General features: G+C 68.4%; 10 protein-coding genes. 4 read left to right on the top strand and 6 right to left on the bottom strand.

The window, feature by feature from the left end; translation table 11 throughout:
• The first annotated feature begins 4 nt into the window (after window positions 1-4).
• A complete protein-coding gene (locus AC1DBE_RS00075) occupies window positions 5-205 on the top strand; it encodes an AsnC family protein (protein ID WP_476969249.1) in 201 nt (66 codons plus the stop codon).
• Window positions 206-361: 156 nt separating this feature from the next.
• Here the strand turns inward: AC1DBE_RS00075 and glnA are convergent, their stop codons facing one another.
• Entirely contained in the window at window positions 362-1,786 is a 1,425-nt protein-coding gene (glnA, locus tag AC1DBE_RS00080) for a type I glutamate--ammonia ligase (protein ID WP_476969250.1), read from the bottom strand.
• A gap of 404 nt (window positions 1,787-2,190) precedes the next feature.
• Between glnA and AC1DBE_RS00085 the strand changes: the two genes are divergently transcribed.
• A complete protein-coding gene (locus tag AC1DBE_RS00085; RefSeq protein WP_476969251.1) occupies window positions 2,191-2,628 on the top strand; it encodes an RDD family protein in 438 nt (145 codons plus the stop codon).
• Between the two features lie 976 nt (window positions 2,629-3,604).
• On the opposite strand, the gene AC1DBE_RS00090 is transcribed toward AC1DBE_RS00085, so the two are convergent.
• From AC1DBE_RS00090 to lipB, 4 genes are all read right to left on the bottom strand, one after another.
• Window positions 3,605-3,967: a DUF3817 domain-containing protein gene (locus AC1DBE_RS00090; protein WP_476879491.1), complete on the bottom strand. Its 363-nt coding sequence runs from the start codon at window positions 3,965-3,967 to the stop codon at window positions 3,605-3,607.
• Between the two features lie 193 nt (window positions 3,968-4,160).
• Window positions 4,161-4,922: a DUF4191 domain-containing protein gene (locus tag AC1DBE_RS00095; RefSeq protein WP_476879492.1), complete on the bottom strand. Its 762-nt coding sequence runs from the start codon at window positions 4,920-4,922 to the stop codon at window positions 4,161-4,163.
• Window positions 4,923-5,011: 89 nt separating this feature from the next.
• Window positions 5,012-6,019, bottom strand: coding sequence for a lipoyl synthase (lipA, locus tag AC1DBE_RS00100; RefSeq protein WP_476903463.1), 1,008 nt, complete (start codon window positions 6,017-6,019; stop codon window positions 5,012-5,014).
• A complete protein-coding gene (gene lipB / locus AC1DBE_RS00105; protein WP_476879494.1) occupies window positions 6,016-6,684 on the bottom strand; it encodes a lipoyl(octanoyl) transferase LipB in 669 nt (222 codons plus the stop codon). The genes lipA and lipB overlap by 4 nt, the downstream gene beginning before the upstream one ends.
• 107 nt (window positions 6,685-6,791) lie before the next feature.
• On the opposite strand from lipB, the gene AC1DBE_RS00110 reads away from it, so the two are divergent.
• A complete protein-coding gene (locus AC1DBE_RS00110; RefSeq protein WP_476903462.1) occupies window positions 6,792-8,711 on the top strand; it encodes a protein kinase domain-containing protein in 1,920 nt (639 codons plus the stop codon).
• Here AC1DBE_RS00110 and AC1DBE_RS00115 read toward each other — a convergent pair.
• The gene (locus AC1DBE_RS00115; RefSeq protein ID WP_476969252.1) at window positions 8,708-9,601 is read right to left on the bottom strand and encodes a TIGR01777 family oxidoreductase; all 894 of its coding nucleotides are present in this window, start codon (window positions 9,599-9,601) and stop codon (window positions 8,708-8,710) included. The two genes, AC1DBE_RS00110 and AC1DBE_RS00115, sit on opposite strands and share 4 nt — an antisense overlap.
• Window positions 9,602-9,675: 74 nt before the next feature.
• Between AC1DBE_RS00115 and AC1DBE_RS00120 the strand changes: the two genes are divergently transcribed.
• Entirely contained in the window at window positions 9,676-13,260 is a 3,585-nt protein-coding gene (locus tag AC1DBE_RS00120; RefSeq protein ID WP_476969253.1) for a S41 family peptidase, read from the top strand.
• Window positions 13,261-13,275 lie beyond the last annotated feature (15 nt).

The raw sequence follows: 13,275 nt of genomic DNA on the forward strand, positions 1-13,275 counted from the left end.
CGCGATGGAGACATTAATCGGAGCGATGGGCGGCAAAGGTCCCGCCGAGGCACTCAACGCGGTTGCCGAACTCCGCAAGGAGCTGGCTCGAACAGAAACCGAGGCGGTCCTGCGGGCGCGCCAGGCCGGACTCTCGTGGGAAGCCATAGCCGTCTGTCTTGGCGTGAGCAAGCAGGCGGTGCACAAGAAGTACGGACGTCGATAGGCCGGCCGGTAAAGGTGCTGCCTGGGCGCCCGGAACGAAGAAAGACCGGCCCGGGGTAATTCCCGGGCCGGTCTTTGTGCTTACGGCTCGCCGTCCAATGGACCAGGGCCGTGCAGGCGCGCCGCGGGCTAAAGCCGGGGCGGCCGCACGCTTTGGCTAGACGCCGTAGTAGAGCTCGAACTCGTACGGGTTCGGGCGCAGCGACAGCGGGCGGATTTCGTTCTCGTACTTGTACTCGATCCAGGTGTCGATGAGGTCCTGGGTGAAGACGCCGCCGGCCTGCAGGAACTCGTTGTCCTCGGCGAGGGCATCCAGGGCTTCCTCGAGCGTGCCCGGGGCCTTGGGGATGTCCTTGGCTTCCTCGGCGGGGAGCTCGTAGAGGTCCTTGTCGATCGGAGCCGGGGGTTCGATGCGGTTGCGGATGCCGTCGATACCGGCCATCAGCTGGGCAGCGAACGCCAGGTACGGGTTGGAGGAGGGGTCCGGCGCGCGGAACTCGATGCGCTTGGCCTTCGGGTTGGAGCCCGTGATCGGGATGCGGATACCGGCGGAGCGGTTGCCCTGCGAGTAGACCATGTTGACCGGGGCTTCGAAGCCCTTGACCAGGCGGCGGTAGGAGTTCACCGTCGGGTTGGTGAAGGCCAGGACCGCGGAGGAGTGCTTCAGCAGGCCGCCGATGTACCAGCGGGCGGTGTCGGACAGGCCGGCGTAGCCCTTCTCGTCGTAGAACAGCGGCTCGCCGCCGTTCCACAGCGACTGGTGGCAGTGCATGCCCGAGCCGTTGTCACCGAAGACCGGCTTCGGCATGAACGTGACCGACTTGCCCCAGGCGTCGGCGGTGTTCTTGATGACGTACTTGAACTTCTGCAGGTCATCTGCCGCGTGGGTCAGCGTGGTGAACTTGTAGTTGATCTCAGCCTGGCCGGCGGAGCCGACCTCGTGGTGGCTGCGTTCGACATCAAGGCCGGCCTCGTCCAGGGCGATGCACATGGCGTCGCGCAGGTCCGCCTGCTTGTCCGTCGGGGCCACTGGGAAGTAACCGCCCTTGACGGGGGTCTTGTAGCCGAGGTTGCCGCCCTCTTCCTCGCGGCCGGAGTTCCAGTGTGCTTCCTCGGAGTCGATTTTGTAGAAGCTGCCCTGCGGGGAGGACTGGTACTGGACGTTGTCGAAGACGAAGAACTCGGCCTCCGGAGCGAAGAACGCGGTGTCGGCGATGCCGGTGGAGGCCAGGTAGGCCTCAGCCTTCTCGGCCACGCCACGCGGGTCGCGGTGGTACGGGTCGCCCGTGCGCGGGTTGACGATGGAGAAGTTCAGCGCGAGGGTCTTCTCAATGCGGAAGGTGTCAACGAACGCCGTCGTCACGTCCGGGATGAGCTGCATGTCCGACTCGGCGATGCCCTGGAAGCCTCGGATCGACGAACCGTCGAAGAGCTGGCCGTTGACGAAGAAGTCCGCGTCCACGCTCTTGGCGGGAACGTTGAAGTGCTGCTGAACGCCCGGCAGGTCGGTGAAGCGGATATCAACGAATTTGATGTCTTCGTCTTTGATGAACTTGAGGACTTCGTCCGCAGTCTTGAACATCTATGCTCCTTACGCATATAAAAAGATCTGGCCGTCAGGCCGTGTGGTCCAGCGCAGTACACCCGCCGGGCGAACGCAGTTCACCCTGCCAGCGATGCCCTAGCAACTGTTACCACCCTAAGGACACGGGATTTCCCCTCGGTGTCCGCTTTGTTTCGGGCAGGTTACAGAATGCACTGACGTGTTAAACCTAGACGCTGTCCACAGTGTGGCCTATCCGCGTCCGCTGTGTGACCTACTTTCGTCCACGATGTGAACATGTGGTCCTTGCGGTCCGGGCCTGGCCGGGACACGTCCGAATGAGGTCCGCATGAGGCCAGGTGCCTTCCGGCCGCCGCGGGGTTGAGGCCCGGTGCCTCCCGGCCGCCGCGGGGTTGAGGCCCGGGAACCGATAGGCTTGGGGTGTGGTTGATCGTAAAGACATAGGCTCCTGGCTCAGCGGACCGGACACGTCCGGCATCTCCAAATACCCGGGCGAGCGGCTGGGCCTGCCCGAGTCCGGCCCGGGGTCGATCGCCCGCGCGGGCCGGCGGATTGTCGCCATCTGCATCGACTGGGGCATTGCTATGTTGATCAGCAACTTTGCCTTCGCCGGGGATTCCTGGGCCACCCTGGCCGTGTTCGCCGTCGAACAGGCGCTGCTGGTCGGGACCCTCGGCTACAGCATCGGCCACCGCATCATGGGCATCCACGTCACCCGGCTTGACGGTGGCCCGGCCGGACCGCTCCCGGGCTTGGTCCGCAGCGTGCTGCTGTGCCTGGTGATCCCGGCTGTTATTTTCGACCCGGATCACCGGGGTCTGCACGACAAGGCCATGAACACGGTGCTCGTCCGCCGGTAGCTTCTCACGTTTTGTGCCGGCGAGGGTGAGGGGGCCTTGCTTGGCGGCCCGGTGCCACTCTTGGCGCGATACCGACACTCCGATAGGCAAGTCATCGCCGCCGTGCGTGTCCAAAGCGCGTCGGTTTGCCGAAGATGGCCGCTATGACACCCGTCGAAGCGGCCATTTGTGGCGAAGCGTCTCGTTTCTGAGGCGTGGGTGGATTACGGGGGACTAGACCGACGTCGTCGTCCCAAGCAACCAACCAGGTGCCCGGGAATTGCCCAACCGTGCCGCTGTGCCCTGGACCGCAGCCCAAATGTGGCTGCAGCGTCGCCGGGGGACGCACCTACAACGTCGATCTGCCGTATATGGCCGCTATGACCCCCGTCGAAGCGGCCATTTGTGGCGAATGGTGTGCGTCCGTTGACGTATGAGCTCTCCGGGGGCGTCGGACAACATCGTCGTCCCGCGCAACCAATCAGGTGCGAGGAATGCGCAACCGCGCCGCTGGGACGCACTTGCGACGCCGAATTGACGAATATGGCCGCTATGACACCCGTCGAAGCGGCCATTTGTGGCGAAGCGTCTCGTTTCTGAGGCGTGGGTGGGCTACGGGGGACTCGACCGACGTCGTCGTCCCAAGAAACCAACCAGGTGTCTGGGAATTGCCCAACCGCGCCGCTGTGCCTGCACAGCACCCCGAACCTGGCTGCCGCGTTCGCGGGGACGCACCTCCGACGTCGATTTGCCGCATATGGCCGCTATAGCGCCCTCAAAGCGGCCATTTGTGGTGATCGGATAGGAGTCGCGCAACCGCCGACGGCGACGGGACTAAGCAAGGGGCCGGCGTCGGAAGCGCGACGGTGCTGAGGTCGGCGTTGGAGGTTGTGGGCCGGTCGACCTTGGAGGCTGGCCTCAAGCCCGGCGGACCTGGATGCTGGCTCAAAGCCCGGCGGCCTTGGAGGCTGGCCTCAAGTCCGGCGGACCCCTGCCCCTAGACCCGGGCCGATTCCTCGACCGGCGTCGACGCGACTCCACGCGGCTCCGCTCCCAGGTGACCATGGCGGGCTGCCCAGTGCTCGAACCAGATGGTGGTGAACGGCAGCACGGCGGAGAGTCCGGCGAACAGTGCCACCCGGAAGGGCCAGCGCTGCTGCCGCCAGAGCACCAGGGCGGCGATCCCGTAGCCGATGAAGAACGCGCCATGGACCGGCCCTGCAATTTGCACGCCCAGCTCCGTACTGCGGAGCACCCACTTGAGGAACATTCCTACCAGGAGCGCCGCCCAGCTGCAGGCCTCGGCAACGGCAAGGATCCGGAAGGTCTTGATGACGGCGGACTTTGCGGGGAGCTTCATGGACAGTCTCCAGGGTCGGTGGTGGCTGTGGAAGTGGCACGGGGCAGGGGGCAGGTGACGGGTTGCTGCGGCGGACCGCACCGAGCCGGACCCGCGCGGAAGGCCCGTCCGCCGCTAAACAAAACCGCCCCGGCTGCCGGCGTGATGCCGGTACCCTGGGGCGGTTCTGGAAAGCTGGCTCGGCGCGATCCGGCTAGCGGCCGCGGGCGGCCTTGCGGTCGGGACGAGCCTTGTAGGGATCGATGCCCTTGGGGATCGGGAGGCGGTTGCCGAGGGAGGAGATGCGCTTCGAAACGGTGTTGACCTCGGTCTTGGTCAGCTCGTTCTTCATCTTGCCCATCTTCTTGGCGACCTGGCTGATCGGCACCTGGCCCTCGCCGCGGCCGCTCTCGATCACGTGGATGGTGACGTTGGGCAGGATGCGCGAGAGGCGCTTGCGTTCGCCGTCGATCAGCGGCTTGACGCGGTGGCTGGGACCTTCGCTGACCAGCACGACGCCGGGACGTCCGACGGCGCGGAACACGGCGTCCTGCGTCCGGGGGTTGACCGCCACGGGCTGGTCTTCCGTGATCCAGCCACGGCGCAGGGTGCCCAGCGCGGCGCCCGAGGCGCCCGGCTGGTTCTCAATCTGGGCGAACGCGGCACGCTCGGCGCGCCGCGACAGGATCAGTGTGGCGGCCAGGATGCCCAGCGGAATACCGATGATCAGGCCGGTGATCCAGTTGTCCAGCAGGAAGCCCACCAGGAAGCTGACCGCGACCACGCCGAGGAAGGCCAGAAGCATAAGCCACGGAACCATGGGATCGTGGCGGCGGGTCATCTGGAAGACTTCGCGGATCTGCTTCAGCCGGCTGGGCTTCTTCGCCTTGGCCTCTTTTGGCTTGCGGGAGAAGAGGCCGCGCTTCGGCTCGTCTGCAGAAGACGTGGACGTGCTGGAGTCAGGGAAATTCGCCATAGTGCCTTAATTCTACGTGATGCACGGCTCAGGGCCGGACACCTGATGGTCCGGAGCCGGCCCTGGGCGGCAAGGGTGTGCGGGGTCGGTCAGGAGTGTGCCGCGAGCAGCGAGCTGGCTTCCTGGCGGGTGCTGCCGGAGGACTCGATGTGGGCGAGTTCGGCGGGGATTTCCCAGCCCTTCTTGCGCATTGCGGTGGCCCAGAGGCGGCCCGCACGGTACGAGGAGCGGACCAGGGGACCGGACATCACACCGAGGAAGCCGATCTCGTCCGCTTCCTGCTGGAGGTCCACGAATTCCTGCGGCTTGACCCAACGGTCCACGGGGAGGTGGCGTTCGGACGGGCGCAGGTACTGGGTGATGGTGATCAGGTCGCAGCCGGCCTCGTGCAGGTCACGGAGGGCCTCGGAGATTTCCTCGCGGGTCTCGCCCATGCCGAGGATGAGGTTGGACTTGGTGACCATGCCGAGGTTGCGGCCCTGGGTGATGACGTCCAGCGAGCGTTCGTACCGGAACGCGGGACGGATGCGCTTGAAAATCCGCGGGACGGTCTCGACGTTGTGCGCGAAGACCTCGGGCTTGGAGTCACAGATCGCGGCGATGTGCTCCGGCTTGCCGGAGAAGTCCGGGATGAGGAGTTCGACGCCGGTGCCCGGGTTCAGTTCGTGGATCTTGCGGACGGTTTCGGCGTAGAGCCAGACGCCCTCGTCTGCGAGGTCGTCGCGGGCCACACCGGTCACGGTCGCGTAGCGCAGGGCCATGGACTGGACCGAGCGGGCCACCTTGGTGGGTTCGAACATGTCCACGGGGGAGGGCTTGCCGGTGTCGATCTGGCAGAAGTCGCAGCGGCGGGTGCACTCGGAGCCGCCGATCAGGAAGGTAGCCTCCTTGTCTTCCCAGCATTCGAAGATGTTGGGGCAGCCGGCCTCTTCACAGACGGTGTGAAGGCCTTCCTTTTTGACGAGGTTTTTGAGCTGGACGAATTCCGGGCCCATCTGGACCTTGGCCTTAATCCACTCGGGCTTCCGCTCCACCGGGGTGGCCGCATTGCGCTGCTCGATCCGCAGCATCTTGCGGCCTTCTGGTGCCAGTGTCACAGTAGGGCTCCTTCATGGTTTGCAACTAGGGCTTCTTCATTGTTGCGCAATTCCTCGATGACCCGCGACACGATGTCGGCCGGAGCGACGTCCCGGCCGGTCTCCTGCGCGATGGTGGTGACCCCCGCGTCGGTGATGCCGCAGGCAATAATCTGGCCGTAGGGGGCGAGATCGTTGTTGCAGTTGATGGCGAATCCATGCATGGTCACGCCTTCGTGCACGCGGATGCCGATCGCGGCGATCTTCCGGTCGGGTCCTTTACTGTCCTGTTCGATCCAGACGCCGGCCCGGCCCTTGATTCGCACGGCGTCGATGCCGTAATCAGCGAGGACTGCGATCATGACTGCTTCCAGGCGTTCAACATAGTCGCGGATCCCGGCTTTGTTCTTCAGTTTGATGATGGGGTAGCCCACCAGCTGGCCGGGGCCGTGCCAGGTGAGCTTGCCGCCGCGGTCCACGGGCACCACAGGCGTCCCGTCGAAGGGGCGTTCGTGGTCCTCGGTGCGCTTGCCAGCGGTGTAGACCGGGGAATGTTCGAGCAAAAGAACGGTGCTGGGTGCGGTTCCGGCGACGACCTTCTCGTGGAGTTCGCGCTGGATTTCCCAGCCGCGGGTGTAGTCGACGAATTCCGGAGCGAGACCCAGCTGGGAGAACTCAAGAGTCATGGCATCCAGCTTAGTCCCCGGCGCTCCAGCGAACCGATTGTGTGGCCAAGCTCTCACACCTGTGGATAACTTCTGCGGAAATCCCGCGGATCGGCTATCCCTGAGGTATGGACAACAACGTGCCCGCCAATTCCCTATTCCCCGGCCAGACGCCGGAGGTTCCCGGGTACGACGTCGGACGGCGGCTGGGGCGGGGCGGCAGCGCCGAGGTGTGGCTCGGTACGGACCTTGCTTCCGGGCAGGAGGTGGCATTGAAGTGCCTGACAGCTGCCATTGCCGGCGGTGGCCCGCCGGAGGACGCAGCCCGGAGCGCTGACGCGGAGGACGCGCTGCGGCGGGAGGTCCGGATTCTCTCAGTTCTCGACCACGAGCACCTGGTCCGGGCACATGGTGTTGTTCGGGCACGGTACGGCCGGGAAGGACTCGGCCTGGGGCTGGTTCTGGACTATGCCCCCGGCGGATCGCTGGCGCAGCTCCTTGCGGCGCGGGGCAGGGTGACGGCCGGGGAGACCGTCACCGTCCTGACGCCGATCGCGCAGGTCCTTGCCTACCTGCACGGGCAGGGCTTCACGCATGGTGATGTGTCGCCTGGAAACGTGCTGTTCACTGCCCATGGCAAGCCGCTGCTGGCGGACCTCGGGGTGGCGCGGATGCTGGTCGATCCGCCGGCGGAGGGCCGGGAGGGCACCAAGGGCTTCAGCGACCCCGCGCCGGTGGACGCCGTCCGGGCCGGGTTGCAGCCGGAGCGCGATGTCTACTCCCTGGCGGCCGTGGGCTGGTTCTGCCTCACCGGCAGTGCGCCCGGTCCGGAGCCTGAGCGGCCGCCCCTGACGCTGCTGGTGCCCGGAGTCCCCGCCGAACTCGCTGACGCCCTGGATTCCGGCCTGAGCGCTGACCGCCGCCTACGGCCCTCCGCCGCGGAGCTGGCAACATCGATTTACCGCAGTGCCGCCGCCACACCCGTGGACCTCTCCGTCTCCGTGCATGCCAGCGTCCTACCGCAGCTCCTGACCCGCCGCTCGTTCCCGATGAGCGCACGGGAACGGCGGGCCGCGCGGCTGAGGGCCTTGCGGCACCGGATGCTGCCCGGACGGAATCGCGGGCACAACGCCCTGGCGCATTCCGCGCCGCGACGTTCGCCGGTTCCGGCAGGTGCCGCCGCAGCCGGCCCCGCCTCGTCGGCACGGCATGCCTCCCGCTCCCGGCGGCGCCTGGGCGGGCGGGACACGTGGGGCGGCCGCTGGACCCGGGGTGGCCGAGTCGGCCCTAGCCGAAACTCCGGCCGGACCCGGGCTCCAAGTGTGGGGACGGGCCGGGCTCCAGCTGTGAGGTCGACCCGACGGCGGCGTCCGGAGATCCGCAGGGCGCTGGCCACCGGTGTTGTGTCAGTCCTCGTCCTTGCGGCCGGAGTGTTCGGAACGCTGTTCCTTGCCGGAAAGCTGGCGGCGGGAGAATGGGCTGCGGAAGTGCGGGCGCCGGACGGCTCGGCCGGCCGGCAGGCTTCCGCCACCGCGCCCCCGCTTACTGGCCGCACCACACCGGCGGGCCCGAACCCACCGGCCGTCCCGAACCCACCGGCCGTCCGCCCGGAAACCCCCGGCTCTGTGCCCGAGGACCTGCGGGGGTTGCTTGCGGCGCCCCGGCCCGAGGAGGCGGTCCGCGGTCTCGCCGGTCTCCGGTCCTATGCCCTCAGCACGGGCAACGTCGGCCTGCTGGCACAGGTGAACGCGCCGTCGTCGCCTGCCGCGGCGGCGGATGCCCTGATCGGCTCCCGGCTGGCGGCGTCCGGGCACGCCCTCGACGGATTCGAGGCGCACCTGTCCGGGGTGCTGCGCCAACCGGAAAGCACCGGTACGCGGGCCGTGGTGGCCGTCACCGTGGCCTCCCCGGCCTATCGGGAACGCGACGCCGCGGGGACGGTGGTGGCCGACGGCGCCGCAGCGGTCGGGCAGCATTTGCGCCTGGTGCTCGTCCGGGTGCAGGGACAATGGCGGATCCAGGAGATCCTCCCAGTCGCACCGGGCTAACCGCGGGCGGCCACCCAGGCTGCTGCCTCGGCCAGCGACGGGTGCTGCCACCGGTACCCGGCCTCCGCGAGGACGGCAGGCTCCATCCGCTGGCTGGCGAGCAGGAGTTCATTGGCCAGCTCGCCCATCACCAGGCGCAGCACCGGAGCCGGAACACGCAGCAGGGCCGGCCGGTGCAGCGCCTCGGCCAGGCGCGCGATCAGGGAGTTCACGTCCGCGTCTTCGGGCGCACACACGTTGACCGGTCCCTCCACCGGCGCGGTCAGCAGGAAGGAGAACGCGCCTGCCACGTCGGGGAGTGTGATCCACGGCCAGTACTGCCGCCCGGAGCCCAGCGGTCCGCCTACGCCCAGGCGCAGCAGCGGCATCAGCCGTCCGATGGCTCCGCCGCTGCGGCTGAGGACCACCCCGGTGCGGGGCGTGACCACCCGAACCCCCGCCGGCGCCTCGTGGGCCGCGGCCTCCCAGTCCGAGCAGATCCGTGCCAGCACCCCGCTCCCGGAGGGAGCGTTTTCCCGCAGGACCGTTGAACCGGCGGTGCCGTAGTACCCGGAGGCCGATTGGCTCAGGAAGACCTGCGGGGGAGTGTCCGTGCGGCCCATTGCGGCTGCCAGCGTCCGCGTCGGCCCCAGCCGGGAGGCGCTGAGTTCATTGATCCGTCGCCGGGTCCATGGCCGGTCGCCGATGCCGGCGCCCGAAAGGTTAATGACGGCGTCCACACCCTGCAGCGCCGTGTCGTCAATGCGCCCCGCGGCCGGATCCCACTGGAACTCAGCGGGGGAGGCCGGCGGCCGCCGAACCAGGCTGGCGACGTCGTGCCCCTGCTCGCGGAGGGTGCTGGACAGGGCGGTTCCGATCAGCCCGGAGGCTCCGGCAATGAGGATGCGCATGATCCATCTCACCATGCCCGGCACGGCAGGGAAACCTCCCCGGGGGCGCGGCGCTCTTTGACTATGATCGAACGATGACCTCTTCGAGCTACCTCCGTTTCCCGCATCTTCACGGCGATCTGGTCACCTTCGTGGCCGAGGACGACGTGTGGATCGCGCCCCTCGACGGCGGCCGCGCCTGGCGGGTTTCCTCGCTCCAGCTTCCCGCCCGCAACCCGCGTTTCACGCCCGACGGCCGGCACCTGGTCTGGACCGTCGTCCAAGGCACGGCACCGGAGGTCGTCACCGCAGCCGTCGACGGCGGCGGATACCGCCAGCTCAGCTACTTCGGCCACGCCTCCACCAAGGTCAAAGGCTTCACGCCCGACGGCGACATTGTGGTCACCAGCGCCTTCCGGCAGGCGGACAGCCGCCTGACGAACGCCTACAGCCTGCCGGTGGACGGCGGCTGGGCCGAGGAACTGCCATTCGGACCGGTCGAGTCCGTCGCCTACGGCACGGTGGTCGGCGATGAGCGCCCTGTCGTCCTTGCCAGCGTCCTCTCCCGTGAACCGGCCTGGTGGAAGCGCTACCGCGGCGGAACGGCAGGAAAGCTGTGGATCGACGCTGACGGCAATGGCGAGTTCGAGCGGCTCGCCGCCGAACTCGACGGCAACCTCACCGACCCCATGTGGGTCCGCGGCCGGATCGCCTTCCTGTCCGACCATGAGGGCTACGGCAACCTGTACTCCGTGCTGCCCAACGGGACCGACCTCCGCCGCCACACGGACCACGAGGACTTCTACGTCCGGCATGCGGCCACCGACGGCGAACGCGTGGTGTTCGAATCGGCCGGCGAACTCTGGCTCCTCTCCGGACTGGACGCCGAGGCCGTCAAGCTCGACATCACCCTGGGCTCCGCCTCGCAGGCACGCCGCGCGGCCGCGCTGAAGCCGTCCCGCCACCTCGGCGATGTCATCCCCGACACTACCGGCGACGCCAGCGCAGTTGAAGCGCACGGCACCCTGCACTGGCTGCGGCACAAGGACGGTCCGTCGCGCATCCTTGAGGCCACCCCGGGCGTCCGCGCCAGGCTGCCGAGGCCCTTCGGAGCCGGGCGCATCGCATACATTGCTGACCACGACGGCATCGAGGCGCTCTACCTGAAAGCCATCGCCGCCCCCGTGGCAGGCATCCGCGGCGCAGTTGCCCCGGTGCCGTCCCAGGACTCCGCCGCCAAGGCCGGGCACGACGCCGACGGCGGCACGCCGCTGCCGCGCCCCGTGTCCGCAGCAGCCCTGACCCGGCCCGCCGAGGCCGGCGCCGCGGCGGAAACTGCCGCCCCAGCCGCCGGCACCGCGGACACCGCCCCCGGTGCAGGCCACGACTCCGCGACAGGAACCGGACCCGCGCAGGAACACGCCGCTGAGGCCGGGCTCACCCGGATCGATTTCCCGAAGCCGAGCCGTGCCAGCGCCATGGAGGCAAGCCCGGACGGGAACTGGATTGCCATCGGGACCTCTTTCGGCGATATCTACCTGGCGGACACCCGCACCGGTGCCCTCACCCTGCTGAGCAGCATCGGCGACGGCAGCATCGACGGCTTCAGCTGGTCGCCGGACTCGGCGTGGCTCGGCTGGGCCGAACCCGTCACCTCCTTCGGATCGCGGACCCGGCTCCGGCTGGCGCCGATCGCGGAACCCGCAGCAGGGGACGCCGCGGCGGGCAGTGAAAAGTCCAAGCCGACCATCATCGACGTCACCGACGGCCGCTTCCGCGACGAATCGCCTGCCTTCACCCCTGACGGCAAGTTCCTGGCCTTCCTGTCCAACCGCAGTTTCGACCCGGTCTACGACGGTCACGCCTTCGACCTCTCCTTCCCCAGCCCCATCAAGCCGTACCTCGTGGCCCTGGCGGCGGATACGCCGTCGCCGTTCGGCCCGAGCGTCGCCCTCCCCGACACGGCCGGCACTGCCGCCACGACCGGCGCCGACGGGGACGCCAACGGCGACGACGCCGACGGTGATGCCGCCAACGGCACGGACAGTCGCGTCCGGGTGCGGGTCGACGCCGAGGGCCTGGCGCACCGCGTCATCAGCGTTCCCGTGCCGCAGGGCAACTACACGGACCTCTCCGCCGCCGGCGGCGCCCTGCTGTGGCTGGACCACGAGCTGGCCGGCGTGACCGGCGACGGCCGCGCCAGCCTGGAAGACAAAAATGCGGCACCGAGCCTAGTCCGCTTCGACCTGGCCAAACGCCGCACCACGACCATCGTCGAGGCGCTGGACAGCTACCGGCTGACCGGCGACGGCGAGAAGGTTGTCCTGGTTCAGGACAAGCAGATCCGCGTCTCGCCGTCGGCCTCGAAGGCCGACGAGGACGCCGGCCAGCTGGTGAAGGTCGACCTGACCCGCATCCGGGTCCGGCTGGACCCGGTCAGCGTCTGGGGCCAGGCCTTCGACGAGGCCTGGCGCCTGCAGCGGGACTTCTTCTGGACCGAGGACATGGCCGGCCAGGACTGGGACTCGGTGCACGCACGGTACCGGCCGATCGTGGACCGGCTGGGCTCCCACGATGACCTCGTGGACCTGCTGTGGGAACTGCACGGCGAACTGGGAACCTCACACGCCTATGTCCGCCCCGTTATGGTCACGGAGAACGGCAGCAACGGCCAGGGCCGGCTCGGCGCCGACCTCGCCTTCACCGCCGGAGGCTGGGAGATCACCCGCGTCCTTGCGGGGGAGTCTTCGGATCCGCTGGCGACTTCACCGCTGACCCGGCCCGGCGTCGACGCCCGCGCCGGCGATGTCCTGCTGGCCATCGACGGTGTTGAGTTGACAGAGTACCTGACGCCCGCCGTGCAGCTGGCCGGCGCCGCCGGCCGGGCCGTCGAGCTGACCCTGCGCAACGGCGCCGGCCACGGCGCGCAGGCCGGCAACCAGCGCCGCGTCGCCGTCGTACCCGTCAAGGACGAGGAACGGCTGCGCTACCAGGAATGGGTCGCCTCCAACCGGCGCACTGTGCGGGAAGCCTCGCAGGGCACCTTCGGGTACCTGCATATCCCGGACATGATGGCTAACGGCTGGGCCCAGCTGCACCGCGACCTGGACACGGAAACGTCGCTGGACGGCCTGATCGTGGACGTCCGCCGGAACCGGGGCGGTCACACGTCGCAGCTTGTCGCCGAGCTGATCGGCCGCAAAGTCACCGGCTGGAGCATGCCCCGGGGCGAGCGTCCGCGCACTTACCCGCACCACGCCCCGCGCGGACCCGTCATCATCCTCACCGACGAATTCGCCGGCTCCGACGGGGACATCATCACCCAGGTGTCCAAGCTGCGCGGGATCGGACCAGTCATCGGCACCCGCACCTGGGGCGGCGTCGTCGGGATCGACAACCGGTTCGCCCTCGCGGACGGCACCGGGGTCACCCAGCCCCGCTACGCCACCTGGTTCACCGGGGGTGTGGGCTGGGGCGTCGAGAACTATGGTGTTGCTCCCGACATTGAGGTGGCCTTCCCGCCGCACGCCTACGCCGCGGGCGCCGATCCGCAGCTGGAGTACGGCATCGGGGCGCTAAAGGAAATGATCCAGGAGCTGCCGACCGACCGGCCGCCGCTGCGCGAAGGGTACCGCCGGGTGCGGCCTGCCCCGCTTCCCGCCCGCCAGCCAGGCAACTAGCCAGTATGAATAACG

Source organism: Arthrobacter sp. 10T416 (assembly GCF_056394165.1).